The sequence below is a fragment of the Chryseobacterium takakiae genome, assembly GCF_900129385.1.
GTDB lineage: Bacteria > Bacteroidota > Bacteroidia > Flavobacteriales > Weeksellaceae > Chryseobacterium > Chryseobacterium takakiae.
Genome location: NZ_FQVO01000011.1, coordinates 101,040 through 127,734 on the forward strand (window position 1 = coordinate 101,040; position 26,695 = coordinate 127,734).

Consider the following 26,695-nt stretch of genomic DNA (forward strand, 5'->3'; position numbering starts at 1 on the left):
TAACTGCCCAGCTTCTTGGGCAGTTTTTCCTAAACTTTAAAATTAAAATAGATGAATACAAGTATTAAAATAGTGCTTGACAGTAAACCTATGTCCAATGGTCAATACTCTGTTTATTTACAAATCATAAAAGCACGTCAAAGAAAAAAAATAAATATTGGTTTAAAATGCTATAGAGCAAATTTTAAAAATGAACAGTTTCTTAAAGGACATCAAAATTACAAAGCTGAAAATAAGATTCTTAATAAAATTAAAGTCAAAGCTGAAGATATAGTTAGAGATTTTCAGTTGGATGATAAAGATTTTTCTCTCGAGGAATTTGAAGATAAATTTAGAGGAAAACAAATAAATAGAAAATTAGTAATTCCTTTTTTTGATGAAATTATTGATGAACTAACTACAGCTCATAGGCTTGGTAATGCAAGGGCTTATAAGGAAACTAAAAATGCACTTTTAAAGTTTTCTAATGATAAGATTAAATTTACTGATATAACTCCTGAGTTCTTAGAAAAATTTGAAGTTGATATGAGGTCAAGAGGAAATATAGATGGTGGTATTGCCTTTAAAATGAGGGAATTAAGATCGTTAATTAATAAAGCAATTCAAAGAAAAATAATGTCAAAAGAAGATTATCCATTTGATAAATATTTGATTTCAAAACTAAAAACAAAAACTAAAAAAAGAGCATTGACGGAAGAGGATTTTAGAAAATTTAAAAATGTGGACTTGTCTGATAGACCTGAATTGTTGGAAGCTTATCATTATTTTATGTTTTCATTTTATACACGAGGGATGAATTTTGTTGATATGATGAAGCTGAAAAAATCTGATATTAAAAATAATAGAATCATTTATACTCGTTCAAAAACAAAAGGAGATTTTAGTTTAGAATTGAATAATAAAGCAAAGGATATTATTAATTATTATAGTAATAGAAGTAAATCAGAGTTTGTATTTCCCATTTTGCTCCACAATGAAATGACACCTTTGCAGATTGAAAATAGAAAGCATAAGATACTTTCAAGATTCAACAATAAGCTTAGGGAGATAGCTAAGATAGCTAAAATTGAAACTCATTTAACTTCTTACGTTGCAAGACATAGTTTTGCAACAATTATGAAGAATAGGGGAGCAAGTACAGATATAATTTCTGAATTGATGGGACATAGCAATGTTCAAGTTACAATGACTTATCTGAAAGAGTTTGGCAGTGATGTATTAGATGATGCTGTAAAAGCATTAGATGATTTATAATCTTAACTATTAAAAGTCGGAGGAAAGGTTAGGCAACTTTGCTTAACCTTTTTTCATTTTAAACATTAACCATTAAATAAAAAATATTATGCAATTAAGACAAAGCGAAAGGAGGAGAGCAAAAATCAAAATGGCTCTGCAAGGTGCATCAGGAACAGGAAAAACCTATTCCTCATTACTTATAGCACAAGGACTGACTAATGGCGATTTATCAAAGGTAGCTGTAATTGATACAGAAAATGGAAGTGCTGATTTGTATGCTCATTTAGGTAATTACAACGTCTTGACAATGACACCACCATTTACACCTGAAAACTATATTCAAGCTATTGAAGTTTGTGAAAAAGCAGGAATGGAAGTTATTATTATAGATTCAATATCTCATGAATGGGATGAACTATTAGATTTTCATTCCAGATTGGCTGGAAACAGCTTTACTAACTGGGCAAAGGTTACACCGAGACAGAAAGCCTTTGTAGAGAAAATTCTTCAAGCTAATGTTCATATTATTGCTACTATGAGAACTAAACAAGACTATGTGCTGAATCAAAAAGATGGTAAATACATTCCTGAAAAAGTAGGTCTAAAATCAGTTCAAAGAGATGGATTGGACTACGAATTTACTCTTGTTTTTGATATTGATATAAAACATTTTTCAGTATCAAGTAAAGACAGAACTGGTTTATTTATGGGTAAACCTAAATTTCAGATAAGTGAATTGACTGGGAAGCTGATTTTAGATTGGTGTAATAGTGGCGTACCTGGAAACCAAAATACTCTTAATGAACAGCAGGTAATTCAACAAATCCAGTATTGTAATAATATAGCTGAATTATTGGCTTTATACAAGCAATATCCTGAATATCAAGAGAACCTTAAACCTCATTACGGAGAGAAAAAGAGTTTCTTAATACAACTATCTAATCCGAAAAATTATTCGACAAATGGACACAATAAGAGACATTAAGCCTGCCACTTTAGAGCAGGCTTTTGATTTAAGACCGATCAACAATACAAGAACTGAAAAGTTACCTGTATCCCATAATAATATCTTGGATACAGGTGACGTAAAGGCTAATTTGCAAATTTTACTGGACAAGAAGGATTATAACCACAAACCTTTTATTGAAGCCAATACACAGGAAGTTCATTTGCAACATTTGAAAAATGAATGTATCATACCTGTATTCAGCAAGGATAACGAAAAGACTATTAGTCACCAGGAATTCATAGAAATATCCCAAAACTGCATTGCTAATGTATTTCCTAACCATTCTATCAGTGAACCTGAAATAAGGGTTTCTCATCAAATTAAAGGTAGGACTCCAGGTGCTATTTATAAGAATGTGAAGGATTTGTTAGACCATGAGAAAACTATTTATTATGAAAGGATGGCTTTTATTGTTAAAATACCTGCAATTACAGACATTATTAACGGTGATGAACTGTCATTAACAATTGGCGGAGTTAGAGCTTATAATCAGGAGAATTTGTACAATAAGAAAACCTTTGAAAAGTTTAAATTCTTTGTTGGTTTTCAGAATAAAGTATGTTGTAATCTTTGTGTTTGGAGTGATGGATTTGTTGAAGATTTAAAAGTAAGTTCTTATGAAGAATTACAATCTAAACTTTTCCAGGTACTTAACAATTATAATTCAGAGAAACATTTATCTGAATGAAAGAGCTTGCAGATTACTCATTAACTGAACATCAATTTGCTCAGTTGTTGGGTAGAACCAGGTTGTATCAGCATTTACCTAAAAAAGAGAAGTCACAGATACCAAGGCTTCAATTTAATGATGGTCATATCAATACCATTACCAAGGATTATTATGAAGATGAAAGTTTCTGTAGAGATAATGCTGGAGATATAAACCTATGGAATCTCTACAATCTTTTTACACAAGCCAGTAAGAGTAGTTGTATAGATACATTTTTAAACAGGAATTTGAATGCTTTTGAGTTTACCAAAGGTATTCAGAAAACACTCAATGGTAATTCCAATTATCATTGGTTTTTGAGTTAGAAAGTGAGCCTGAAAATGGCTCATTTTTTTTAATTGGTGGGTTATTTATTAATAGGTTTAAATAACATTTTAAAAAACTGAGCTTTTCTTTCAGAAAGTTTCTTAGAAAATTCATTTTGATAAGTTTCATCGCCATGAATCTTATCCATACATTCTGCATATACATCCTCTAAGTTTAATAGTTCCTCTGTCAAGCTATTTCCTATTTCTTGATAGCTTGAGATAATAGGAAGTAAAATGTCATTTTCAAAATCTCTTTTGAGAGTTTGAAACTTACCTATTTCATGAGATTTATAATCTAAGATATTAGGTCTTGTCAAATAAGACTTTATTTCTTTTGAAGATTCTACATAAGTTTGTTTAGTATTGTCAAAAAAAGAGTTGATTTTTTCAATATTTGGATCTATAAATACTTTATAATACCAATTAGTTTTTCTCTCTTTTTTTCTTATTCCATAGCTTAAAATTCTTTCTATAATGAAAAGTATAATAACTATTGAAGAACCAATTAAAGGAAAATAGTCCTTTAAGCTTAGTTCAGTATCTGCTACAGTACTTAGAAGTAACAGTTTCACAGCTTAAATAAATTGTTAAAATCTACATTAACTGAATTATGTGCATTTCTTAATGCATCATTAATGTTTTCTTGTAAAACATTAATAGTTTCAGGATTATTACTTAGAAATTTAAATTTATATTTTGTGTTAAATTTGTCTTTTAATTTTTTGTAACTATCAAAAAACAATCCTAAAAAAAAAGATGGATTTATAGATGATACTCCATCCGGGATTATAACATAAATAACTTCAGAACTATTGTCTATTTTATCTAAGTTTAACTTTTGTCTTGCTAATTTTCCTTGTGGACGTCCTGTGAAAACTGAACTATAAGAGTTTTTAAAATCTCCTAAATTAATTTCCATTGTCATTTTTTTTTAATTTTTTGTTTAAATGTTTTTCATTTAAGTAGATCTTTACTGAAATCATTGTTCCAGGAAATTTACTATCCAATGTAAGAAGATTATTCTTATCTGGCTCGCAATTCAAATCATTTTCCGTGTTCAAAGATAATAAATATGAGTCATTTTGTATATAGGGTTTATACTTATTTGAACAAATTAACAATGTATTACCACTATAAATTTTTAAAAACGGAATGAAACCCTTGTCTATATCTTCAAAATCTCCGAGTTCCATAAAGCTGCCAATAAATTTCATTGTTCCCGTTCCTCTACTTTGATCCTCGTACTTTAGGCGGCTAATTCCTTCTTGTAAAGCGAGTAAGGTAAATATATTTTCCCTACTAAAAGCTTTGAAATTATCTTTTTTTTGTTTTTCTTCTATTAGACTATACATTTGATTATTCTCATGTTTACTACCTTCCAAACCATCATAAAATGAATATCCAAAATTTAAAACATTAATATTTAAAACTCCTACCAAATCTTCACTATTTTCAGAAATATTATTAACCGAAAATGTTGATGTTACATAGTAAGTATTGAGAGGACTGTGATCCTCTGCATTATTAAGAATCTCGGAAATTATACCTTCTAAGTCATTTCTTCCACCTTCAGTGAAACAATATTTACTTAATCCAAGACATTCATTTAAGTAGTTTACTATTTTTGTAGTATAAACATCTTTTTTATTTTCTAAATAATGTTTTTTTGATTTAGTCCCTTTTAAATAGCCTAAATGTTGGAATGGAATTTCATCTTGAGAGATATTAAAATCTTGCAAATCAAAATCTTTTATACTTTTATATAGAAAGAGCATCCTATTTACCTTACTATGAATAGAATTTCTAATTAAAATACTAAAAGATTGGTTTTTTACAGTTAATTTTCTATTAAGTTTATCAGAATAGTTTTTCAATTCCGTTAATATAATATTTAAAAAGAAAATAGTTTCTTCATCAATTTCTTTACAAAACGAAAAATCAATTAAGACTTTATCTTCTTTGCATTGAATTATACTATTAATTATCTTACTAAAAATTGCCCTTGTCTCTAAATTGTTGTTTTCAAAACTAAAGATTTCGGGTATCTTTATATCATACAAACAGTCTTCGAAAGGGAATACAAACCCAGTAGATACTAAAAATTCGTTTAAATTTGACGAATTATTTCTTATAATATATTGATCATTTTTTATAGCACTTCTATAAATTTTAATCTTAATATTAGATGTGGGAGAATATTTTTTTTTCCTTTTTCTTTTTAATCTTTTTCTTTCTCTCTTTTTTGCTAATTTTTTTAAAAGATTTTTATTTTTATTCATTTTTGGCATTTTTAGACCTATCATCCTTAAAATAATAGGAAAAAGACTGTGGAGGAAGAAGATTAAAATCTTCTTTTAAATCTTTCGGTATTTTATACTTTCTAAATTCCTTAATTTTTATGGCAAATCCTGAGTCCTTATCTTGAAAATATTCATAAAAATATTCTTCTGTAATACCAGCATGCATATGTGTTAATTCCCACAATTCATCTAACTTATCTTTAATAATATGTTCTATATCAAATTCTCCAATAACCTTTTGCACAGGTGAAGATGCATAAACAATTACAGTTTCCACGTCTTTGTTTTTAAAAATAGATTTTCTAAACTCGAATTTTTTAGTTCCTTCAAAAATTTTCTTCGCAAATTCAGGTTTAATCGACAATACTACTTTCATTTTCTAACATTTCTATATGCGAATTTAACTATTTTTTTAAACTGTTCGTCATTCAGCTTGTAGAATCCTATACCTAAACTACTTGGATTTTCTAATACTCCTATATCAATTAAATTTTTTAAAGTAGGCTTGGGAGTAGGAAAGGAAAAAGCATGTAAAAAGTTAATAATAAATGGTTTATAGTCTCCTTTTTTATTCCACCACTTATTTAGTAAGTCTTCCTTATTTATTAATGTCCTTCTATTACAGCTATTAAAAAAATCGTCAAAATTTTTAAAATCAGTCTTAATACCTTCGACAATACAAATTGATGTAATTGTACTGGAATGAATTTTTGGATCAGTTTCTCCAATTCTGTAAACTAAAAATATGTCTCCAGACTTTAAATTTCTTTGTGGAGAGTGAGATATATATACTTTTCCAATTCTATTTCTGTGAGGGGCATTTTCTTGATAAAGAGTTTTGTCCTCCTTTGTATTTATACTATCTGGAAATAGTTCAGTATGATATTGAGGTTCTATTTTAATAATATATTTATCAGTCTCTTTTGAGAAAAAAGGAAAGCTAATTCTTGGATTATTGATGTCAATTATATTTTTTTTAGAGAAAGGTTTAACATAGACTTTCTCTTCTCCATTTGATGTAGTTTTTATCCCATGATAGATGAATCCCCATTCTTCTAACATTTCAATTAGTTGTATTTGTTCTGGTCTTCTATCAAAAATAGTTACGTAAATTTCATCAACTTTATACTGAAATGCATTGTCAAACACTATTTTTAAAAATCTTTCACCAATTTTATACCCATTTCCAGTAACCTTTAATGTCCCAATTTTCAACCTTCTTTTAGTTTTAAATGCAGGAGTGATATTTGAATAATCTTCGCCTTTATCTTCTACTTTAATAAAGAGAAATGCGGATAAAATACCATCGCTATTACATATATAACATGGATTTTCTGTCTTTTTATTGAACCACCACTCAAATTCAGAATAATCTTGTTTGAAAGAATCAAAAAAAGGATCTGATAAATCAATTTGCCCGAAATCAGCTTGTTTAACAGCTAATATATCATATGGAATTAAACTGGGATTTTCAGCTATCACCTTTTCAAGAAATTTTTGAATGGTAAACACTCTATCATTAATATTTAAAGCTTCTGCTTTTTTATGAATCTTTTTATCTTCCGAAATAAGAATATCTATGCGATTTTCAAATATCTCATTTAAGATTTTAGTATCATTTTTGTCATTCAAATCTTTATCAAATTCATTGCTTATTTTAGATATTACTTCTTTAAAAGGAGCTAAATACTTGATTTGGTTATAGTTTTCAATTTTGATGCTCATCGTTTCTTTGGCATCATTATCCCTAAACCTATTTAATTCTTCAATGGTTATCGGGTGTATATATTTGGAGTATTTTAGATTATCAATCCATTTAAATAATGTTCCTATTTCTGGTTTGTGGGCTTTATTTGCTTCTCTATGAATGATTATATTGGTGTCAAGAAGGATTTTCATCTTTAATATGTTTTAATAAATTTTCAAGGTCTTGATTTAAAATGAACAAAGGTTTTTTAAGATATTCAGATAAGAATTTTGCATATTTTACTTCTTCATCTTGAAAATGGATTAAGAAGTCTAAATCATAAAGTTTAGAGTCCCTTTGTTCCAACCTTTTTTTTATCTCAGTTGGTTCATCAATTTTTATGCTTAATGATATAGGATTGATCTTTTCAAAAGTTTTAAGGGTAACTTTTTCAATTTCATCTTGCTTGTTTATAAGACAATAATGACCATCCAAAAGGAATTGATTGTCATTATTCACAATTTGTTCTAAATTAACGATAAGTTTATTTTGCGTAAAAGAAATGTTATCAACTTTTTTATTTTCTTTATGGCTAATATCTTCCCATTTTAAAACCTTGCTCGCTTCAAGATGGATTAAGCTTGATTTAGAAAGTATTTTTTCGGCTGTAGTACCTTTACCTGAGCCATGTATCCCACCCAGGAAGTATATATTATTAAACATGTTACTTAAGTTTTAGGCTTATTGGGTTGCCTTAATTTTTACGGAAGGCTTTCAATATTAGTTTTTTACAAATGTATATAATCTTATTTGGTTTATTTTATGGATTCCCGTAATTTGATTATTAAAATTTTTACCAAAAAGATTTTACCAATTAGTTTTTTACAAATCGCAGAATGAAATCAAATTGATAAACGATGTAATCTTGATTACTTGTTAGTTTCAAATCACTGTTTTCTATAATTACATTGCCATTTTCAATAACCGGTTCATGTTCACCTTTTTTATCAATGCCTTTTATAACATTTTTTATTTTGTCTACACAATCAGCAATATCAATCTCGTCTTTAGGTATATAATCTTTTGCTGTATTTGCTATAGATAATAATTTTTCCAGGTTTTTGATAATTTCCCCATCATCATATTTATCGTCATAATTTAGTTTTTCGCATAACAAGGTAAATTTATCTTTTGTTAGTTCATTTTCTGAATCATCCCAGAGTTGGGATAATATTTTTCCTTTCTTGTCTGCATTGCCAATGTCAACTGATGAACCTGCACCAGTAAGAATAGCTAAATTTTCAAATTGATTATTAAGAAGTTTCTTATAAGAATTCCTTTTTATTTCTTCGGCGTATGCTTCTTTATTAGGATTTTCGCCATCTTTAAAGACATGTACAATATTATCTATAAATACATCTTTAACAATACTTTTTTTAGAGCTATCTTCAATATATGTAAGTGCAACTGAATTCTTACCGTTCAGATATAAATATTTCATGGGAATTAGATTTAGTAATAAAATTACAGATTTTTTTTCTAAAAAAATTTTTCTTTAAAAAAATATTCACACTCGATGCCCCTCAAAATCAACCCACACCCATCTTGGGGAAAGAAGATTCCCCTACACCTTTATAAGAAAACGAAAATTTTACAGGAACAATTATAAATTCAAGTTGAAAGCTGGGTTTATTTGTGCTGTTTAATTTCAATTCTTGTGGTGTTATTTCTAACTCAAAATCAAAAACAATGGTAAGAATTATCAATTACAAAAGAAGAGTAGCAGAGAACAAGGAGTTCTTTGTACTTGAAGTTTCAGGAGGTATTGAAATGGTATTAAGCAAAACTACAGGAATGTATTATGCCACCTCTAAGAAAGCTACTATTACGTCTACATTCGATGAAGAAACCTGTAAATCTTTAGTGGGTTCAGAATTTCCAGGCTCAATTGTAAAAGAAGAATGTAAACCCTATGAATACACTATTCAAGATACAGGAGAAATCATTACATTGTCTCACAGGTATGTTTACAGAGCAGAAGAATTTAGCGCTTCTAAAGTATATTCAGCTCCGGGTAACTTTGCAATGGCTGAGTAAATTTCCTAAAATGTCCAAATTTTACTGTTGAATCTTATATAGGTTCAGGTAAAATCTGGACATTTTTATTTTTTAGCTGCACAAAATTTCCTTTTATATAATATAGTGTAAGGAAAAAATGTGCAGGATAATTTAATACTTCATCTGGAAATAAATATTATGAATCAGGTGAAAAGCGAATATATTCACAATTATACGTTTATTATTCGAGTGTTACCTGTAGATATAAGATGCTATGTAGTTCCAGATGTAATGCGAAGGCTTGAACAACTTTTGCAAACCCTTACAGGAAATCTGGAGATAAAAGATTTACTTTTGTGCTTTCTTACAAAATAACATCAGAATAACAACTATTTCCCTTATACAGGTGTTTTGTAAGGATTAGTATAAATAGCTAAAACTTACTCAAGCAAGGTATTGAACTTTAGAATCTCGAAGGTTTCAATTTCTAACTTTTGAGCAATAATATGCAAAGTATATGCGGTAGGATTGGTGTTTCCAGCTTCTAACCTGGACATATTAGACTTTTCAAAATTGCATAAAGCCGCTAATTCAACTTGAGAAATGTTTTTCTTTTCTCTAAGCTGTTTTATGCGCTTTCCTATTGCAACCTGATACGCTTTTTTATCCACTTTAGCTGAATTAAACAATAATTAGAATGCACTTTAACTACGGAAACCGTAAAGAAATGTGATAAACTCTAACTCTATTTGTTTATTAATATTAATAGCCAAAAATGGTCATAAATGATAATTGTATGGTTATCATAAATGATACATTTACTATATTTGAAAAACTTTAATAACTATATATTATGAAATGTAATTACATTCTATTTTTAATCTTATTTTCAACTTTGTCATTTCAATTCTGTTATTCACAACAAAATATGACGATTGACACACAATACAGAATTAAGCCAGATAGGAGTGTTGCTAAAGAAAACTATTATTTTGGATTTTTTCCTTCTGATGGGATTCTCTACACAAATGATAAAGACTTAAGGATTCAAAAACAATACTATATAAAGTTTAAGAATACCTTTTATGACAATGCTAATTTGTTTAATGTTGCCTATACAACAGATGCTGTACAACATACGTTAAAAAAAAGACCAAATTCAGAGTTGGGAGCATTTTCAATTATTTATGATGAGAAAAATGGACAGGTAGTTGGAGTTAGGGTTGTTACACAAGATTCAAGTGAAATCTATTTAACGGAATTTGGGGCGAAACTTTTAAATAAAATTTAGCCTCATGATTATCTTATTGAAACTACTAATAGGGATAATTGTTACTCTGATTGTAATATGGCTGACAATACTTAACGTAAGTGAAAACAAAAGAAAATTAATTAATCTTTGCGGCTATTTACTTATTTTTGGAGGACTTATAGGAATTGGCTTTATTCCAGATAATGATTACGAAGATGGAACTTACTGTGCAGAAATTCATTACTATAATCCAGAAACCGAGACTGAATCTAAATATTTTTTACCAGTTTTTGTCAAAGGTGGTAAATTAGTTAAGCTACAATGGTCAAATGATGGATGGTTAGATGAATCTCATTTTAAAGCACCAAATATTTCAGATGGTACAGCTACATTTACTTCTGATAGTGGTTACGAATATAAAGTGGAATTATTAAACAGTAAAAGTAAATGTAACTGAATGAAACTAGAGATTATAAATTCTTTAAATAATCTAAAACTGCTTAACGACAATCCTTTCACATTACAAAAGATTGCTTATTGGCTGTATGAATATAACGATTTACACAAGGAAGTTAAAAATTATTCTAAGAATCTTTGCGAGGAGTGTCGACAATGGAAAGCTAATGGTTTGCCTTATGACTGTTTACAAGAAGCAGATTATTGTACTAAGAGATACAGCTATTTTACAAATTTTTATGAAGAAGTTGAATATGGGATAAAAATGCAAGAATTAGATACAGTTTGTAAAGTTGCACTTGAAGAATACAAAACCTATAACAATGATTCACAATTAAAAGAATGGTTGATAAAGTACTTTGATATTGGCTACAACAAACTGGCTATTTTCTATTATGACCATCTGGACTATAGTGTTGATAATGATGAGGTAGTTCATCCTCATTTTGGAAATTCGCCAATAGGAGAATTTGGAGTTTGTATTGACAGAAAGTATTACGAAAACCTTATTGAATTTGATGATGTATTTAAAATGTTACTTTATGAGAGAAATATATATCCAGAAAAACTAAAAGAAATAGAGGAGGAAATGCAGAAGGTAGCTGTACCTATGATTCCAATTCCTAAAATTGATTAACAGCCACCTTTGAGGTGGTTTTTTTAGACCCTTAAATTAATGAAAAACGACATTTATGATCACTTAATTTTTAAACTTAACAGTGAATATGCAGAATACGAATTTGACCTTATTTCAATACCACCATATGAATTCACTGAGAATGAATTGTCATTAAAACCTTATGAATACTTTGGGGAGATATATGAGACTTTGGAGCTAAGGACAAAACATATTCTTCTGTATTTTAATGCCAATGTATTAATGAAAGTAGAATTCCTATATCCAGGTGACATTTTAGATTTTTTAAAACAGAAATTAGAAGAGATACAGGATATTGATTTACCAGAATATATGATGTTAATTCTAAGAAGGAATATGAAATTCTCTGTATTGATGTATCAACATAAACTATTACAAAAAAATTTAATCCAAAGAAATGAATAATACTATATCAGAAGTTTCTGAAATACAGGTTTCTTATAAACCTAACAAAATTTTAAGTTCAAAGATTACTACAAGCTTTGATGCTATTCAAATTATAAGAAAATTTTGGAATGAAGAAACAATACAAATGCAGGAAGAAGTAAAAGTAATTTTACTTAATAATTTGAACTGCGTTTTAGGAATTTATAATTTATCCAAAGGTGGAATTACAAGTAGCTTAGTGGATGTCAGACTTATTTTATCTGTAGCACTGAAATGTTTGGCTACAGGTATTATATTGGTCCACAATCATCCAAGTGGAAATATAAAACCAAGTTCAGCAGATTTGAGCATTGTAAAGAAATTAAACGAGAGCTGTAGGCTTATGGATATTACTTTGTTTGATAGCATCATCATTACAAAAGAAAACTACATGAGTTTTGCTGATGATGGATTATTGTAGTATTGCAAATATTGCAGATTTTGCAAGTTTACATTAGTTTCAAGAGAGTAATGGTTTTAGCTGCAACATTACTGCAACAATTAGATTTACTCATTGAAGAAAAATAATAATAAATGAAAAGTTTTAGAATTTTAATTATTAGTAAATTACTGAAAAATAGATGAATACAAATAAATGCAAAAGATTGAAGATTATATTTAATCGTCTCATAATCAGGTGGTCCTTGGTTCGAGCCCAAGTGGGACCACGACTTCGAAGAATAGATATCTTCAAAAAATTACAAAGAGACTGTCTTTTGAGACAGTCTCTTTTTTCTATGTGAATTCTTTATTACTGAAATAAGAATTGTTATTAAGAAAACATATATTAATTAAAATTAAAATTGCAAATAGTTTTTCATAATTAGATACTGTTGGTAAAATAATTACGTTAAGTAGTTTTAAATGTGTTTTTTAGAAACTATATATTCTTAAGTATTTAAAACGAATGAGCTTTTTATTCAAAAAAATTGGACTGCCCGGGCTTATTTTTTAAATCAAGCTTTTTATATCTTTGCATGAAATTAAATACTAAGATTTATGAAACTGAAATCTATATTTTATATAGGAGTCTTTTTATGTAGTTTAGGACTAATGACTGCACAGGCTCCCGCTAATTATTATAATGGCACAACAGGACTTACTGGAAGTGCTTTAAAAACTAAATTATCTCAAATTATTGATGTTGCGCTAGATAAAGGTTATAGTGGTTTATGGACAGCTTATCAGACAACCGATAGAGATTATTATTATGAAAATAATGGAAAAGTCTTGGACATGTATTCAGAGAGACCCACTGCTGCTGACCCTTATGAATATACTATTGTTACCAATCAATGTGGAAATTATCAAACTGAAGGGGATTGCTATAATAGGGAGCATTTAGTACCTCAAAGTTTATTTAATTCGGCTAATCCAATGCACAATGATGTACATTTCATTCCGCCTACGGACGGAAAAGTAAACGGAATGAGGTCTGATTGGCCTTTAGGAAAGGTTTCCAATCCAACCTGGACTTCATTGAATGGTTCCAAGCTTGGTCAGAGCGCTACTTCAGGATATTCGGGTACTGTTTTTGAGCCAATTGATGAGTTTAAGGGAGATATCGCAAGAATGATTTTCTATTTTGTTACCAGGTATGAGAACAAGCTTGCCAACTTCTCGTCAGGTAATATGTTAGGAAACTCGGCTTTCCCCGGCCTTCAAACCTGGGAGCTGAATGTTTTGCTCTTGTGGAATGATATGGATCCCGTTTCTCAAAGAGAGATTGACCGTAACAATGCTGCCTACAATTGGCAAAATAACCGAAATCCTTATATTGATAATCCACAGTGGGTTCATGATGTATGGGGATACTCCACATTATCTGCCAATGATATAGTAAAAGATACTGCTGTTTTGTATTCTCTTTACCCAAATCCGGCAAAAGATATAATTTCACTTTCAGGAAGTGATATTGCGAAAATAGAGAAATTAGAAATTTATAATTCACTCGGGCAATTGATCAAAAAAGTTAATATGCCTTTCAAAAATACGAATACAGTTGATGTTAGAGAATTAAAGCCAGGGGTATATTATTTTGTCACTGAACGTTTTTCTACCAAGTTTATTAAAGAATAGAAGTGTTAATATATATTGAATTATTAGCATTTTTCTGCTAATAGCAAACAGCATAGTTAAAAAGGTATTCCTTCAGGAGTGCCTTTTTTATTATGCTGAAATGACAGGTAAAAGATATTTCTTATGTAATTTGATTATTTTACATAGTTGCTTTTCTGGCAGTCGGTTTAAATATTCCGGAATATTTCTAAAACATATTGTCAAGTTTATAATTATATGATTTATAAAAATAAGTTATTGACTATTAGGTTTTATAGGGGTCAAAATAATTTGATATAAATTCTTTATGATATTATTCACAAAATATATCTTTCAAAGGAGAAATAAAAAGGATACTTTTGCACGGTAAAATTGATAATCAATAATTCGAAATAAACTTAGAATGATCAAAATCTACTCAGGGGCATTATTCTTATGCTCTGTTCTGGGTCTTTCTGCTCAGGAAGTAATATGGCAGAAAAACATTAAGTCGTCCTCACAGGATTTCTTAAGCCAGATTACAACAACAATAGATGGGCAATATCTCATTTCAGGAAGCTCCATTCAGCAAAAAAAAATGTCTGCCGAGAATAAACAGAATGATGGATACGATTTTCATCTTATAAAACTCAATCAACAAGGGAATGAAGTTTGGGAAAAGTACTTTTCGGGTCAGGATCATGATTTTTTGTCTGCTACGGTTAATACTCAGGAAGGTGGTTTTTTACTTGCAGGTACATCTTTTTCAGGAAAAAGCTTGGATAAAAAAGATGATTCCAAAGGAGGATCTGACATATGGTTAATCAGAATCAATGAAAATGGCGATGAGATATGGCAGAAAACGTTAGGCAGCAGAAGGGATGAAGAAGCAAAAGCTGTAATCCAGGCAACAGACCTGGGATTCTTTGTTTCAGGAACGGTTGAAACCACGGGAGCCGGCTTTGGTTCGAAAGATATTTGGATCATAAAGCTCGATAAAAGTGGTAAAGAATTATCCCAGGTCACTATTGGAGGAAAAGGTTTGGATGTTGTTGAAAAGATGATTCCAACGAAGGATGGCGGAGCGTTAATTGGTGCATATTCAAGAAGTAAAGCAGGAGGATCTAAAAAGACCGATAATTTTGGAGAGGGAGATTATTGGATCCTTAAGTTTGATAAAGCCGGAAAACTAGAGTGGGAGAAAAATTTTGGAGGTAAAGAGGATGACCACCTGAGAACAATTTCAGTAACCTCTTCCGGATTTTTTATAGCAGGTGAATCGCGTTCGAATATTTCAGGAAATAAATCTGTAGGGGTTAAAGATGGAACAGATTTATGGATGATCATGCTTAATGAAAAAGGAGAGGAAATGTGGCAGAAATCATATAATTTCAAAAACAGAGATGTATTGATGGGCGCCAGTATTTTACATACATCAGACGATAAATTATCAAAAGGAATTCTTCTTGGAGGATATAGTCAGGCGGAAGGAACCATTGGCGATGAGGAGGAAACTTTCTGGATTTTATATCTGGATTACGCTGGGAATGAGATGTGGCGCAAATATGTTAAAGGTGAATCAAGAAAGAAAATTGAAAGGCTTGCAGATCTGAAATTAAACATAGATGGATCTATACTACTTGCAGGTACTAGTGCAGAAGAGCTAGGGAAGGAAAACTGGAAAATCATAAAACTTGGTGACAAGGAGGTTAGCAAACTTATTGAGAAATCTGATATTAAAATATATCCTAACCCAGTTACAGATTATGCTTACGTTGAAATTGGCTTTGAGTTTAAAGAAGCTGATATTTCATTGTATGATATGGGAGGAAGACAGATTCAGACCATCAAAACAAGGAATTCTGTTACAAAAATAAATACTCAATCTCTGCTTCAGGCTGCGTATCTGGTTTATATAAAAACAGACGAAGGTAAAGTGGCAAGCGCCAAACTAATAAAAAAATAATAACTATTAATGAAAAACTTAAAAAGATACCTGACTTGTATTTTATACATTTCTTGTCAGATTATTTATGCGCAGGGTAAAACTGTGGAAGATTATAATCTTGGGAAAAAGATAAATGTCAGCAATAATTACAATGTTGGTAAGCTTAGCTTGTCTGTACCTTTATATGACATCAATCTGGGAAGACTTTCTTTAAAGGGTACCGTAGATTACCAGCAGGAGATTCCTAAAACCGAGCCATCCATGGTGGGAGCAAACTGGTACTTTAACATGTTCGGCAAAATAACAGTGGCATATAAAAAGCCGGGAGATTTGCTTTCTCCTCAGCTACTTGGAGCTAATACGCCCAGTGGATTCCATAGTATGGGAAAAAATAATTGTCTCATTTCAACACCAGGTAATGGTGCTACAAAAAAGCAACTTTTAACAAATCCAAATACGGACACCAGTTTTTACACGTATGAACCCAATACTTTTTATTTTGATTTCCTCGGATATACAGGGTATATGGTGTATGACAACGTTGGAAAGTTTCTGGTGTATTCTGAGAATGGAAATCTGACGGCATCATGGTCAGGAGAAAAATGCCATAATATTTTTCAACCGATTTTGTCATTCCCGGAAATTGTAATGAAAGATGATAAAGGAAATGAGTTTTATTTCGGAGGCGATTATAATTCTATGGACATCTATTACGGAAAGACCAAGTACAACTATAGCTCTTTTAGCGATGATGGGACTTTTAGCTATTTTACTGATTTTTATACAAACAGACAAACCAATTATATTTCTGCATTTTACCTGAAAAAGGTAAAATTATCAAATGGAAGGCTGCTAGAGGCATATTATAAAAATAGTAACAGAACAATTCTTGATCCTTTTACTAATGGTGGAGAATATGTTAACGGGGATTATCCTAATGGAATTCCTGCCAACAATATCTTGTTGAACAATAATATTTTTCTGGGACAAGGTAATGGCCAGGATTTTAATAACTATACGGATACTTCTTCAATGAATTCGTGGGCGATGAGCCAGACCAGAGTTAATATCTTTCAGAAATTAGCAGTCATTGATTCCGTCAAAATATCGGATTACGGAACATTAAGCTTTAATTATGTTCAGGGTAATAATATTTACACGAAACCTTTTCTGAAAAAAATTCAGCTAAAAAGCTACAGCAAAAAGATAAAGGATATTGATTTTACTTATAATAATGCTCAGTTACAAGAGATTAATAATAATAATGAAAAATATAGCTTTACTTATTATACCGGTTCTGGAAACAATTACCAAACGGACCCTTCAGGAATCAATTATTTAAGTGGTTATATAGGTTATCTCAAAAGTGTTGTGTATCCTACAAAAGGAAGAGAAGAATTTATTTATGAGCAAAATGATGTTTCCAAGATAAATTTTTTCACAAGAAGCAGTTTCGGAACAGAGAATAACGTGTTCATGAATAAAGATTCTAAAATTGACGGTCAACGATTATCAATGATACAGACTTTTGACAACACTAATACTCAGGTAGGTCTGAAAAAGTATGAATATAAAAATGATGATGGAACCTCGTCCGGTATTCTTATCTATAAAGATCAAACCAGCGTTTTTGTAGACAATTTGAACTGGTTTAATTCCGGTACTACAACAACATCCAACTCGTTTAAAGGATATTATGATGAATATGTACGATATAGCAAGGTAAGAGAAGAAATTACAGGTAAGGAAAGAAATGATTATTATTTTACGGATCTTGTTACAAATCCTGATTCTATTGCCACTAAAGTCCACTCTAGTAACAACAATCCTAATGCACCACAGATCGCGCAAAGCAAATTACCGTTAAAAGTAAATAAAAATAACGAGAGAGGAAAACTGTATAAGATGGTTAAGCATAATAATGATATGTTTGCAGTCTTAGTAAAAAATATAAGATACACGAATTTCTTGAAAAATGCTTATCCGCTTAATGAACTATCTGATAACTGCACAGATTGTAAAATATCAGACAGCAGATATTTCGTGGAAGCAAAGGCCGCGTTATGGGCACCAAATGTGAATAATCCATCACAGCTTGAATATATCGGATATTATCAATATCAACCTGTATTGCCATATCTGCCAATAGCTATAGAGACTACGGAACAGATTCCATATCAAACTGTTGCGGGTAATCCTGTCGGTAGTAAATTATTTAATAGTGAAAAGTATATTAAATATAATACCAAATATTTATACTGGCATCCCTATGAAATAGAAACAACAGAAAATTTGTCTCATGATTGGAACCTGCCGGGAAATCCTCCTGTCTACAATGGAAAAATAATATCAAGAACGTATTATCCACAAGATATTCTCAGGGCCAATACGGCTTGTGTAACAGGAAATTGTCCCCCTGATAACAATACGGTGGGAGGGAAGTTTTCCATTTATAAATATATGGCAAACCAAAATCTGGTAATGCCTGTTATTGAAGCAAAGGTAAATACATATAACAAAACGGCTTTGGAAGAGGAAATTTATTCTAAAGATGCGGCAACAGGAAATTTCGTTATGCCAACCCGAAGAAGAAGTTCCCTGCTTGATTCTAATTTCTCCTTAGATAATGTGGCAGCAGCAACTGTAGAAGATAAAGAGACTATGGAATTGTATGATAATTTGGGAAATCTCCTGCAGTCAAGAAGCAGTAACGGTATTCCAAATACTACGATTTATGGTTATAATCAAACCCTTCCTATTGCAGAAGTCAAAGGGGCCACTTACGCACAGGTTATGCAGGCTTTTAATCTTGATCCTGTTAATAACACTTCATATCTTGATCTGGAGATTGTAAAAAAATCCAACCTGGATAAAAATGAAACTGCTGAAGCGGATCTAAATTTAGAATTGGATAAATTTAGAACAAAGCCGGAATTAAAAGATTTCCAGATTGAAACATTCGCTTATGATCCCCTAATAGGAGTTAAATCAGTAACTGATGCGAATGGAGTAAAAAGCTCTTATAAATATGACGGACTCAACAGGCCTAAAAAAGTATTTGATGCCAATGGAGATCCTATTAAGACATTTGATTATAATTTCGCACCGACAAGATATTACAATAGCTATCTTATTAAAACTTTATATAGAAACAATTGTGGATCTAATGCGCACGGAGGTCTTCATTTGTACTTTGTACCTGAAAACAAATATTTTTCAACGGTAAGTCAGGCGGACGCAGAGCAGATGGCAGAGAATGAAGCTGCAACGGTAGGACAAGTCGAAGCTAATACGTATGGCTTATGCTATCCTAAATCACAATGTTCCCTGACCATGGCTAACAATTTTGTTTCATTAGGTTCGGAGGTATATAGTTATATGAATAATTATAATGTTGTATTTAAGCTTTCCTTCAGGGGTTATCCTATTAACGCAAGTTATTGGAATAATGAAATTCAAATCGCACAAATTAGCGGAAGCTGTATCCCTTCTGTGGAAAGGACAATAAGCAATTATGTTGAACCACCGGGCGGATATTTCGGAGATACTCCGGCTAACAGAACCTGGCGGGTAAGAATAGATACTGCGGGAAGAGTTTATGTAAAACTATTATCAGGGTCTGTGGGAAATAACTCGGCTAACCCATTAAAATTTGAATTCGAATACTAATATGAAAAGCTATAAAATATTATTTATAATTCTTTTATCCTGGGTAAATGTATATTATGCCCAGAGTTCAGGATTATCAAATGCCGAAAACTATATTTTAGTAAAAAATTATGTGTCTAAGGGATCAGATACTTTAACAAAGCCACCTTTACAAACTGTACAATATTTTGACGGTATTGGAAGAATAAAGCAGAGCGTTAAAGTAAAATATACACCGCAAGGAAATGACGTGGTAAGTCACAAGGTCTATGATGAGTTTGGAAGAGAGGCTAGAGAATATCTTCCGGTTCCTCAGCAAGGTACGCAAAATGGGGCTTTTTATACCAATCCTTTAACCAATGCAACAAATCCTGCCATATATGGTAACGAAAAAATCTATTCTGAAAAGATCTTTGAAAGTTCCCCTTTCGACAATATTCAGAAACAGTTTCAGGTAGGAAATGACTGGTCGGGCAGTCCTCTTCAATTCGGTTACGACAGGAATATCGCCGGAGAGGTAAAAAAATATGTAACGGTAACAAGCTGGTCTAATGGAGCAACATCTTCTTTATTAAATATAAGCGGAAGCTACGGCAATAGTGAGTTATACAAAAAAATAAGGGTAGATGAAGATAATATTCAGGTTATTGAATTTATTGATGCACAAGGGAAATTAGTATTAAACAGAAAAGTTATCAGCAGCTCGGAAAATGCTGATACGTATTATGTATATAATGAATATGACCAGCTGGCTTTTGTTATTCCCCCATCAGCCGCCAGCTTAACGAATATTGATACTACAAATTTAAATGCTTTATGCTATCAGTATCGTTATGATAATAAAGGTCGTTTGGTTGAAAAGAGACAACCCGGAAAAGAAGGATGGGAATTCATCGTGTATGATAAACAGAACAGGATTGTTCTTACACAAGATCCCATGCTGGCTTCACTAAATAATAATTTTAATAAGAAAGGCTGGATTTTTACTAAATACGATCAGTTCGGCAGAATTGTCTATACGGGATTTTTTGCAAATACTGCAAGTAGATTGTCAATGCAGACTGCCCTAAATAACATGGCTGCTAATGCCGCAAACAATGAAGTGCGGACTAACACACCATTTTCACTCAATGGCTTGGATATTTGGTATACAAAAAATGCATTTCCCACAGGCAGTATGACCATACTAAGTGTTAACTATTATGATACATACCCTTTTGCATCACCACTCTTTCCTACACAAATCTTAGGACAAACGGTACTTTCAGACGTGCAGAGCTCATCCGTTAATACTAAAAATTTGCCGCTTGCATCCTTTGTCAAAAACATTGATGATGATAACTGGACTAAAGGTTATAATTGGTATGATCCTAAAGGAAGACTTATCGGAACTTATTCAATTAATTATTTAGGAGGATATACAAAAAGAGAAAAGCTGTTGGATTTTTCAGGTTTAATCAAGGAATCTTATGTGTATCATAAAAGAACAAATAGTGATGAAGAAGTCCGTACAAAAGAAACGATTGAGTATGATAAACAAAATAGAATATTAGCTCAAAAGCATAAGGTTAATAATCAGCAGGAGGAACCTTTAAGCATAAATTCTTATAATGAATTAGGCCAGTTAGCACAAAAGCAAGTAGGGCAGGATGATGATCATCTTGTGCCTTTACAAACAATTACTTATAAATATAATATCAGGGGATGGGTTACACAGGTTAATGATCCGGAAAATTTAGGATCAAGCTTTTTTGCAATGAAGCTGAAATATCAAAACCCGCAAGATGCTCAAAATGGAATAGCTAAATATAACGGAAGTGTTTCAGAAATGGATTGGAAAACATCTGTTGACGGATTATACAGGAGATATGCTTATAAATATGATCAGTTAAACAGACTTACAGAAGGTATATTTTTAACGCCATATTTAACATCAGAAACGCAAAACCACTTTTATGATGAAATTCTAACGTATGATAAAAACAGCAACATTAAGACGCTTAATAGATTTCAGGCACCTTCATTGGGATTAAATACACCGATGAAAATCGATGAATTAACATACGAATACGCGAACAATAACCTTTCTAACAGGCTTTCTAAGGTAACAGATGCTATTCCTAATAATTCAGGATATCCAATCGGTGGAAACGTAATTGATTATGATTTAAATGGTAATATGATCAATCAAAAAGATAAAGGCATATCCGGGATCTTATATAATTACCTTAATCTTCCCAGACAATTTACAACCAGCCAAGAGAATATATCTTATCTATATAGAGCTGACGGAACAAAACTTAAGAAAACACTTAGTGCCACAACAACTGATTATTTAGATGGATTTCAGTATGAAAATGGAATTTTAAAGGTGATTCCTACTACTGAAGGAATCTACGCATATGATAGAACACAGTACATCTATAATTATAAAGACCACCTGGGAAATATTAGATTTACATATGGGTCAGTAGACGGTGGAGGAATTATTTTCTGGAAAGAAAATAACTATTATCCTTTTGGGTTAATGCATAAAGGCTATAATGGATCTGATAATTTGCAGGAGTTTTCCGTGCCTTATTTTGATCGATATAGTGGAAAAGAGCTACAGGAAACAGGAATGTATGATTTCGGGGCGAGATTTTATATGCCTGATTTAGGAAGATGGGGCGTAATTGACCCCTTATCAGAAAAGTATCATGGTTTTAGTCCATATAATTATACCTTGAATAATCCGCTTAATATGATTGATCCGGACGGAAGAGCTGTTTATCCTCCCGTAAAAGGATTGGCATATTATGTCGATAATGATGGTATCTTTAGATGGAATGCTCAAAATAAAATGTATGAGCATTACGGAAATACTCCGGAAAATCCAACGGTTTCAAATGGCTTTTTAGGATATTATGAAGTGCCGGAATCCGCTACGGCCGAAGTAACTGCTAATCCGCCTTCGGGTGAGGGTGTTATTGCAAAAGGAGATATGCCAAAGGTTAGTTCCGTACCAAATAATACAACACAGCAGGCTCGTAAAGGTATAATACCAAGATATCAGAAACTGGATGAAGTAGTTAATAACCCTGCAACTTCTCCTGCAATGGCAAGACTGGGACAGGTAACGGCTTCCAGTTCAGCAAGAATTATGCGATCGGTAGAAAGTGTAGGAAAAATAGGAAGAGAAGTTTGGTGGGGACCAAAATCTATTGGTACCTTTAGGACACCAACCAGATTGGCGGGCGGTCTTGCGAATACTTTGGAAGCCGGAGGAACTGCTTTAGGCTTTTTGGGTCTGGGCTTTACGTCCTATCAATATTTATCGGGACAAATCACAGGTACAGAAGCATTTTTTGATGTCGGAGCCGGAGTCCTGAGTTTTTGGTGTCCTTTGTGCGGAATGTTTTATTTCGGTGGAAAAACATTATGGGAACAAACCACAGGAACACCTTTATTTAAGAAACCTGAAGGTATTTCAAACGAGATCACTCCGTTGTTTGGTCAACCATTTATCTTTAAATAAAAATGAAAGTATATAACTATTTCGCTTTTTCAACTTATAAGCTCCTTGAAATTGTTTTCAAAAAAGATAATGAAAGGATTTTAGTACTCAAAACATCCTTTATTATTTCACTACTAATATTACTTGTATTGTACTCTATAAAGGGAATTTTTGAATTGAATGGTTATAATGATACCGTAATTCCTCCATTGTACATTTTTTTGCTGATCGTAATAATATGGCTGCCGAATTATATTTACCTTAACAAAAAGAATTTTCTTATGGATAATAATGTTTTTTCTCTAAAAAACGTTATTCAGGTTCTGTTGTTTATAATCACAGTTGTTGCTGGATTTATAATAATTGCCAATAAAAACAGAGAAAGAATATTCAGAGAAAGAGGATATTCAGAAGAAATGATTAATAATGGAGGTAAAGAAGCATTTGATCCTCAAAAAAAACCAGAGTCATTGGAAGAAAAGATCAGATTATGGTATTATAATACATTTGAAAAAAAGGATAGTACTGACATAAAATGATAAAGGTCGTCTCAATTTTGAGACGACCTTTTTTATGCACATAATAATATTTAGATCTAAATTATTTCTTTATATATGAAATAAACGGTATTGATTCTTAGCAAATGTTAGTACATTTGCAAATATATCCTTGAGATAGCAGGTTTTTACAATTTTCATTACCTGAAAAACGGATTATACACTTTCTCAAAACCAATAGTCGTAGGATTTCCGTGGCCTGAGAAAACCTTTGTTTCAGGATCAAGGATAAAAAGTTTCATTGTGATTCCTTCAATCAGCTGTTCATAATTCCCTTTAAACAGATCAGTTCTGCCAATGCTTCCCTCAAAAAGAACATCTCCGGAAATCATGAATTTTTGATTCTCATTATGATAGATAATACTCCCTGGCGAATGTCCGGGAACATGGTAAATTTTGAATCTTTCACCATCCAGCTCCAGTTCATCATTTTCGCTGATATATCGAATGTCTGCATGGATGTGCTCAAGCGTCATCCCGAAACGCATTCCGCTGATCTGGAACATATCAAGCACCTCCTGGTCATCCTTATGCATAAAAACAGGTACTTTAAAAGTATCGGAAGCCCACTGAAGTCCTAAAATATGATCAATGTGGGCATGGGTTAAAAGGATTTTATTAATTTTTAATTCTTTTTCGCTGATGAAATTTTCCAGTGTTTTGGTTTCCATATCATTCATATTTCCCGGATCAATCAGCCAGGCATTTTTGTTTTCATTGTAAATGAGGTAGGTGTTTTCACTGGCGAAATTAAATACGAAACCTTGTATCTGAAGCATATGATTTATATTTTTTTAAGTAACAAATGTAATCACAAAAGTTTGTGTTTAAAATAGTCAGATCGAAATATTTCCCAATTAAAATATCATTAAAACCTTTGGATCGGATGAAAAATCTCGCATTTTTCTTTATCTTCGTCATAATGAAAACTTTGCGAATATTTTTACTTACCCTGAGCGGACTTGTTTTTGGACAGAATATCCAGAGCATTCAGCTGTTTAATCCACAGACCAACGATGAAACGCCGGTTATCTATTTTAACCAGCAGTTGGTTTTGAGTTTTGATGACCTCACCAATGCCAGCGAAATTTACAGATATACCATCAAACACTACAACAGAAACTGGGAAGACGACAATCTTTTCTTTACCGAATATGCTACAGGTACTTTAAATGCTTTGCTGGACAGGTTTCAGTATTCTTTCAATACGCTTCAGTCTTATACTCATTATAAGCTTATATTCCCGAATGATAAAATGCAGCTTAAAATTTCAGGGAATTATGAAATTATCGTTTACAAAAACTCAGCAGATCAGCCCTTATTCAAGCGAAGATTCTATCTTGTGGAAGATGCCGCAACACTGGCGGTAGGTGTTTCAAGATTTGCCGATGCCAGAAATCCCGAAGCCAATCAAAGAATCGAGGTGAAAGCGGTTTCCAAAGGTGGGGATCTTTCCTCCAATGTCAATTCAATGACGCTGAATGTTATGCAGAACAATAATCCTAACATGGCTGTAAATAATTTAAAGCCAAGCGCAACACTCGGAAATCAATTGTTATTTCAGCAGCTTTCTCTGGTTTTTCCCGGAAATAATGAGTTTTATTATTTTGATAATAAAAACATGAATATGGCTGCAGATATGGTTCGCGCAACAGAAGTGAAAGATGGTGTCAATAACACGTTTCTTCATCCGGTGTGGGCTTTTCCGTTAAATTATCAATATCAGCCCGATGTTAATGGCGCGTGGTATTACAGAAGAAATGATCTGGGAAGGGAAAGAGATGCAGAAAGAGAAGCAGATTATTCCTGGGTGTATTTTTCCCTTGATTCGGATCCTGTAGATAAAGAAATTTACGTATTGGGAGGTTTCAATGATTTCAAGCCTGGTAAAGAAAACCTGATGCAATACGATTCGGAAAACAAAAAATATGTCGCCAGAATTTATCTTAAACAAGGTTTCTACAACTATATCCTCGCTACAAAAAATCCGGACAGACGCCTTAATTTCGGGGAAGTCAACGGGAATTTCTGGCAAACGGAAAATCTCTATCAGGCATTTTTATACTATGCCCCTTTCGGAAGAAATTACGATGGACTGATGGGATATGGCGAGTTCAGAACTCCGGTGAGGTAACTTGAAGTTTTCATAACTTTTAATTTTTCAACAGTAAATTATTTGCATCATAAACAAACCTTTAAGGTTTCAAAAATCTTGAAGATAATTTTATAAACTAAAAAGAAAAACCTCACAGATGAAATCTGCAAGGCTTCATATAATAATAGTCTGGAAATCAGTTTAATTTAAATATAGCGGTTACAAAAAGTGTTTCTTCATTCTCAAAAACGTAATGAATAGTGACAGGAAAGCCGTCCATTGAGCAGGTGTTAATCCCGTTACATCTTTCGTGATGCTGCGCTATACCATTGATGGTTGCTTTAAGGCCTTCCAGAAAGTCGATTCCTCTTTGTTTGTTTTCTGCACTAAAAACCCTCATAAGGAGCCTTATATCATTTTTTGCAATTGAAGAAAGAAGAATTTTCATTTAGGCACAATACTTTTTCAGCTCTGAAATATTTTCGTAAAAATCCAGTTTGGTAGAAGGATTTTCATTGTGAAACTGAATCCTGTACAGAATTTCATCCATATGAAACGGTGAAATCGCAGGAGTGTTCTTCTCTTCAAAGCTTTCCATCATTTTTACAAAAGCTTCTAAAGCATCAGGACCGAAATTCTCAATTTTTCTTTTTAAAATTTCTGCAGTTGCACTCATCATTTTTATTTTTAAAGGTTAATGAGGTTGTTTTGTTGGGGTAAAGGTAAGAAAAATATTTAAATTTAAATTATTTTGCTAAAAATTTTAGGGGTATTTAGGTATAAAATATAAAATA

25 protein-coding genes and 1 pseudogene are annotated in these 26,695 nt (G+C 31.8%); 15 read left to right on the forward strand and 11 right to left on the reverse strand.

Features of this window, described 5'->3' with window-relative positions; all coding sequences use genetic code 11:
- Window positions 1-51: 51 nt before the first annotated feature.
- The 3 genes and pseudogenes from BUA76_RS14465 (at window position 52) to BUA76_RS14475 (ending at window position 3,280) form a co-directional block, all read left to right on the forward strand.
- A complete protein-coding gene (locus BUA76_RS14465; protein WP_072885505.1) occupies window positions 52-1,254 on the forward strand; it encodes a site-specific integrase in 1,203 nt (400 codons plus the stop codon).
- Window positions 1,255-1,342: 88 nt separating this feature from the next.
- Entirely contained in the window at window positions 1,343-2,221 is an 879-nt protein-coding gene (locus BUA76_RS14470; RefSeq protein ID WP_072885506.1) for an ATP-binding protein, read from the forward strand.
- Window positions 2,199-3,280 (forward strand): annotated as a pseudogene (locus tag BUA76_RS14475) (DUF3871 family protein). The gene BUA76_RS14470 and the pseudogene BUA76_RS14475 overlap by 23 nt, the downstream one beginning before the upstream one ends.
- 41 nt (window positions 3,281-3,321) lie before the next feature.
- On the opposite strand, the gene BUA76_RS14480 reads toward BUA76_RS14475, so the two are convergent.
- The 7 genes from BUA76_RS14480 to BUA76_RS14510 all read right to left on the reverse strand — a co-directional run bounded on the left by BUA76_RS14480 (window position 3,322) and on the right by BUA76_RS14510 (window position 8,771).
- Entirely contained in the window at window positions 3,322-3,855 is a 534-nt protein-coding gene (locus BUA76_RS14480) for a hypothetical protein (protein WP_072885507.1), read from the reverse strand.
- Window positions 3,852-4,202: a DUF4325 domain-containing protein gene (locus tag BUA76_RS14485; RefSeq protein ID WP_143149917.1), complete on the reverse strand. Its 351-nt coding sequence runs from the start codon at window positions 4,200-4,202 to the stop codon at window positions 3,852-3,854. The genes BUA76_RS14480 and BUA76_RS14485 overlap by 4 nt, the downstream gene beginning before the upstream one ends.
- The gene (locus BUA76_RS14490) at window positions 4,192-5,562 is read right to left on the reverse strand and encodes a hypothetical protein (RefSeq protein WP_178337344.1); all 1,371 of its coding nucleotides are present in this window, start codon (window positions 5,560-5,562) and stop codon (window positions 4,192-4,194) included. Before BUA76_RS14490 ends, BUA76_RS14485 begins: the two co-directional genes overlap by 11 nt.
- On the reverse strand, window positions 5,555-5,959 hold the full coding sequence (locus BUA76_RS14495) for an ASCH domain-containing protein (RefSeq protein WP_072885510.1): 405 nt from the start codon (window positions 5,957-5,959) through the stop codon (window positions 5,555-5,557). The genes BUA76_RS14490 and BUA76_RS14495 overlap by 8 nt, the downstream gene beginning before the upstream one ends.
- Window positions 5,956-7,482, reverse strand: a complete 1,527-nt coding sequence (locus BUA76_RS14500; RefSeq protein WP_072885511.1) for a PIN domain-containing protein — start codon at window positions 7,480-7,482, stop codon at window positions 5,956-5,958. The genes BUA76_RS14495 and BUA76_RS14500 overlap by 4 nt, the downstream gene beginning before the upstream one ends.
- Entirely contained in the window at window positions 7,466-7,993 is a 528-nt protein-coding gene (locus BUA76_RS14505; protein ID WP_072885512.1) for an ATP-binding protein, read from the reverse strand. The genes BUA76_RS14500 and BUA76_RS14505 overlap by 17 nt, the downstream gene beginning before the upstream one ends.
- 151 nt (window positions 7,994-8,144) lie before the next feature.
- Window positions 8,145-8,771 (reverse strand): hypothetical protein, encoded by a 627-nt coding sequence (locus tag BUA76_RS14510; protein WP_072885513.1) that lies wholly within the window; start codon window positions 8,769-8,771, stop codon window positions 8,145-8,147.
- 248 nt (window positions 8,772-9,019) lie between these two features.
- Here BUA76_RS14510 and BUA76_RS14515 point away from each other — a divergent pair, with 248 nt between their 5' ends.
- A complete protein-coding gene (locus tag BUA76_RS14515) occupies window positions 9,020-9,367 on the forward strand; it encodes a hypothetical protein (protein WP_083573242.1) in 348 nt (115 codons plus the stop codon).
- Window positions 9,368-9,768: 401 nt separating this feature from the next.
- Here BUA76_RS14515 and BUA76_RS14520 read toward each other — a convergent pair whose 3' ends face one another.
- Window positions 9,769-9,999: a helix-turn-helix domain-containing protein gene (locus tag BUA76_RS14520; protein WP_072885558.1), complete on the reverse strand. Its 231-nt coding sequence runs from the start codon at window positions 9,997-9,999 to the stop codon at window positions 9,769-9,771.
- Window positions 10,000-10,256: 257 nt separating this feature from the next.
- Here BUA76_RS14520 and BUA76_RS14525 point away from each other — a divergent pair, with 257 nt between their 5' ends.
- From BUA76_RS14525 to BUA76_RS14570, 10 genes are all read left to right on the forward strand, one after another.
- Window positions 10,257-10,619: a hypothetical protein gene (locus BUA76_RS14525; protein WP_072885514.1), complete on the forward strand. Its 363-nt coding sequence runs from the start codon at window positions 10,257-10,259 to the stop codon at window positions 10,617-10,619.
- 4 nt (window positions 10,620-10,623) lie between these two features.
- Complete coding sequence (locus BUA76_RS14530; RefSeq protein ID WP_143149919.1) at window positions 10,624-11,037, forward strand: hypothetical protein; 414 nt, start codon at window positions 10,624-10,626, stop codon at window positions 11,035-11,037.
- Window positions 11,038-11,673 (forward strand): hypothetical protein, encoded by a 636-nt coding sequence (locus BUA76_RS14535; protein WP_072885515.1) that lies wholly within the window; start codon window positions 11,038-11,040, stop codon window positions 11,671-11,673.
- 39 nt (window positions 11,674-11,712) lie between these two features.
- Window positions 11,713-12,099: a hypothetical protein gene (locus BUA76_RS14540; protein WP_072885516.1), complete on the forward strand. Its 387-nt coding sequence runs from the start codon at window positions 11,713-11,715 to the stop codon at window positions 12,097-12,099.
- Complete coding sequence (locus tag BUA76_RS14545) at window positions 12,092-12,541, forward strand: JAB domain-containing protein (RefSeq protein WP_072885517.1); 450 nt, start codon at window positions 12,092-12,094, stop codon at window positions 12,539-12,541. Before BUA76_RS14540 ends, BUA76_RS14545 begins: the two co-directional genes overlap by 8 nt.
- Before the next feature lie 632 nt (window positions 12,542-13,173).
- Entirely contained in the window at window positions 13,174-14,199 is a 1,026-nt protein-coding gene (locus BUA76_RS14550) for an endonuclease (RefSeq protein ID WP_228408493.1), read from the forward strand.
- A 382-nt stretch (window positions 14,200-14,581) separates the two neighbouring features.
- On the forward strand, window positions 14,582-16,123 hold the full coding sequence (locus BUA76_RS14555) for a T9SS type A sorting domain-containing protein (RefSeq protein ID WP_072885518.1): 1,542 nt from the start codon (window positions 14,582-14,584) through the stop codon (window positions 16,121-16,123).
- Window positions 16,124-16,132: 9 nt separating this feature from the next.
- The gene (locus tag BUA76_RS14560; RefSeq protein ID WP_072885519.1) at window positions 16,133-19,774 is read left to right on the forward strand and encodes a DUF5977 domain-containing protein; all 3,642 of its coding nucleotides are present in this window, start codon (window positions 16,133-16,135) and stop codon (window positions 19,772-19,774) included.
- A 1-nt stretch (window position 19,775) separates the two neighbouring features.
- Window positions 19,776-23,270: a DUF6443 domain-containing protein gene (locus tag BUA76_RS14565; RefSeq protein ID WP_072885520.1), complete on the forward strand. Its 3,495-nt coding sequence runs from the start codon at window positions 19,776-19,778 to the stop codon at window positions 23,268-23,270.
- A gap of 2 nt (window positions 23,271-23,272) precedes the next feature.
- On the forward strand, window positions 23,273-23,788 hold the full coding sequence (locus BUA76_RS14570; protein WP_072885521.1) for a hypothetical protein: 516 nt from the start codon (window positions 23,273-23,275) through the stop codon (window positions 23,786-23,788).
- A gap of 158 nt (window positions 23,789-23,946) precedes the next feature.
- On the opposite strand, the gene BUA76_RS14575 is transcribed toward BUA76_RS14570, so the two are convergent.
- On the reverse strand, window positions 23,947-24,585 hold the full coding sequence (locus BUA76_RS14575; protein WP_072885522.1) for an MBL fold metallo-hydrolase: 639 nt from the start codon (window positions 24,583-24,585) through the stop codon (window positions 23,947-23,949).
- Window positions 24,586-24,728: 143 nt separating this feature from the next.
- Here BUA76_RS14575 and BUA76_RS14580 point away from each other — a divergent pair, with 143 nt between their 5' ends.
- Entirely contained in the window at window positions 24,729-25,940 is a 1,212-nt protein-coding gene (locus BUA76_RS14580) for a type IX secretion system plug protein (RefSeq protein WP_072885523.1), read from the forward strand.
- A gap of 157 nt (window positions 25,941-26,097) precedes the next feature.
- Here the strand turns inward: BUA76_RS14580 and BUA76_RS14585 are convergent, their stop codons facing one another.
- Both BUA76_RS14585 and BUA76_RS14590 read right to left on the reverse strand, forming a co-directional pair.
- Entirely contained in the window at window positions 26,098-26,349 is a 252-nt protein-coding gene (locus tag BUA76_RS14585; protein WP_072885524.1) for a hypothetical protein, read from the reverse strand.
- The gene (locus BUA76_RS14590) at window positions 26,350-26,577 is read right to left on the reverse strand and encodes a hypothetical protein (RefSeq protein WP_072885525.1); all 228 of its coding nucleotides are present in this window, start codon (window positions 26,575-26,577) and stop codon (window positions 26,350-26,352) included. It abuts the gene before it with no gap.
- Between the last annotated feature and the right edge of the window lie 118 nt (window positions 26,578-26,695).

Excerpts from the sequence above, each read along its gene's own strand:
- BUA76_RS14465 (WP_072885505.1), top strand. The coding sequence starts at position 52 with ATGAATACAAGTATTAAAATAGTGCTTGACAGTAAACCTATGTCCAAT.
- BUA76_RS14470 (WP_072885506.1), top strand. The coding sequence starts at position 1,343 with ATGCAATTAAGACAAAGCGAAAGGAGGAGAGCAAAAATCAAAATGGCT.
- BUA76_RS14485 (WP_143149917.1), bottom strand. The coding sequence starts at position 4,202 with ATGGAAATTAATTTAGGAGATTTTAAAAACTCTTATAGTTCAGTTTTC.
- BUA76_RS14490 (WP_178337344.1), bottom strand. The coding sequence starts at position 5,562 with ATGAATAAAAATAAAAATCTTTTAAAAAAATTAGCAAAAAAGAGAGAA.
- BUA76_RS14495 (WP_072885510.1), bottom strand. The coding sequence starts at position 5,959 with ATGAAAGTAGTATTGTCGATTAAACCTGAATTTGCGAAGAAAATTTTT.
- BUA76_RS14500 (WP_072885511.1), bottom strand. The coding sequence starts at position 7,482 with ATGAAAATCCTTCTTGACACCAATATAATCATTCATAGAGAAGCAAAT.
- BUA76_RS14505 (WP_072885512.1), bottom strand. The coding sequence starts at position 7,993 with ATGTTTAATAATATATACTTCCTGGGTGGGATACATGGCTCAGGTAAA.
- BUA76_RS14510 (WP_072885513.1), bottom strand. The coding sequence starts at position 8,771 with ATGAAATATTTATATCTGAACGGTAAGAATTCAGTTGCACTTACATAT.
- BUA76_RS14515 (WP_083573242.1), top strand. The coding sequence starts at position 9,020 with ATGGTAAGAATTATCAATTACAAAAGAAGAGTAGCAGAGAACAAGGAG.
- BUA76_RS14525 (WP_072885514.1), top strand. The coding sequence starts at position 10,257 with ATGACGATTGACACACAATACAGAATTAAGCCAGATAGGAGTGTTGCT.
- BUA76_RS14530 (WP_143149919.1), top strand. The coding sequence starts at position 10,624 with ATGATTATCTTATTGAAACTACTAATAGGGATAATTGTTACTCTGATT.
- BUA76_RS14535 (WP_072885515.1), top strand. The coding sequence starts at position 11,038 with ATGAAACTAGAGATTATAAATTCTTTAAATAATCTAAAACTGCTTAAC.
- BUA76_RS14540 (WP_072885516.1), top strand. The coding sequence starts at position 11,713 with ATGAAAAACGACATTTATGATCACTTAATTTTTAAACTTAACAGTGAA.
- BUA76_RS14545 (WP_072885517.1), top strand. The coding sequence starts at position 12,092 with ATGAATAATACTATATCAGAAGTTTCTGAAATACAGGTTTCTTATAAA.
- BUA76_RS14550 (WP_228408493.1), top strand. The coding sequence starts at position 13,174 with ATGACTGCACAGGCTCCCGCTAATTATTATAATGGCACAACAGGACTT.
- BUA76_RS14555 (WP_072885518.1), top strand. The coding sequence starts at position 14,582 with ATGATCAAAATCTACTCAGGGGCATTATTCTTATGCTCTGTTCTGGGT.
- BUA76_RS14560 (WP_072885519.1), top strand. The coding sequence starts at position 16,133 with ATGAAAAACTTAAAAAGATACCTGACTTGTATTTTATACATTTCTTGT.
- BUA76_RS14565 (WP_072885520.1), top strand. The coding sequence starts at position 19,776 with ATGAAAAGCTATAAAATATTATTTATAATTCTTTTATCCTGGGTAAAT.
- BUA76_RS14570 (WP_072885521.1), top strand. The coding sequence starts at position 23,273 with ATGAAAGTATATAACTATTTCGCTTTTTCAACTTATAAGCTCCTTGAA.
- BUA76_RS14575 (WP_072885522.1), bottom strand. The coding sequence starts at position 24,585 with ATGCTTCAGATACAAGGTTTCGTATTTAATTTCGCCAGTGAAAACACC.
- BUA76_RS14580 (WP_072885523.1), top strand. The coding sequence starts at position 24,729 with ATGAAAACTTTGCGAATATTTTTACTTACCCTGAGCGGACTTGTTTTT.
- BUA76_RS14585 (WP_072885524.1), bottom strand. The coding sequence starts at position 26,349 with ATGAAAATTCTTCTTTCTTCAATTGCAAAAAATGATATAAGGCTCCTT.
- BUA76_RS14590 (WP_072885525.1), bottom strand. The coding sequence starts at position 26,577 with ATGAGTGCAACTGCAGAAATTTTAAAAAGAAAAATTGAGAATTTCGGT.